This window comes from Streptococcus sp. GMD6S, assembly GCF_000297015.1.
In genome coordinates this window covers 1-629 of sequence record NZ_AJRH01000240.1, presented here as the reverse complement: position 1 = coordinate 629, position 629 = coordinate 1, and the positions used below count along the sequence as shown (strand labels likewise).

The following is a 629-nucleotide window of genomic DNA, read 5'->3' as shown; positions in this document are numbered from 1 at the left end:
AACTTTTTATGGATGCTTATTTTCCAATATATTTTTGAAAAATGTTATCTATAAGAAAGAAATAAAAATGTAACAAAGGCGTAATATTTATTATGTCTTTTTTTGGTATACTAGTAATGTCTTAAATAGAAGGAGTATCTACACAATATGAAGAAAAAAATCTTAGCGTCACTTTTATTAAGTACAGTATTAGTGTCTCAAGCGGCGGTATTGACAACTGTCCACGCTGAAACAACTGATGAAAAGATTGCTGCTCAAGATAGTAAGATTAGTAATTTGACAGCTCAACAAAAAGAAGCTCAAAAACAAGTAGATGAAATCCAAACGCAAGTTACAGCTATCCAAACTCAACAAACGAACTTGGAAGCTGAGAACGAAACTCTACAAGCTGAATCTAAAAAACTTGAAGGAGAAATTACAGAGCTCTCTAAGAACATTGTTGCTCGTAATGAATCTTTGGAAAAACAAGCACGTAGCGCACAAACAAACGGTGCTGCAACTAGCTACATCAATACAATTGTAAACTCAAAATCAATTACGGAAGCTATTTCACGTGTTGCAGCCATGAGCGAGATTGTATCAGCTAACAACAAAATGTTGGAACAACAGAAAGCTGATAAGAAATCTAT

At 33.5% G+C, this 629-nt stretch carries 1 protein-coding gene; it reads left to right on the top strand.

Annotation, left to right across the window (positions count from 1 at the left end):
• Nucleotides 1-147: 147 nt before the first annotated feature.
• Nucleotides 148-629, top strand: a 482-nt coding sequence (locus tag GMD6S_RS09925) for a coiled-coil domain-containing protein (RefSeq protein WP_000726986.1), incomplete at its 3' end; no start/stop codon positions are given.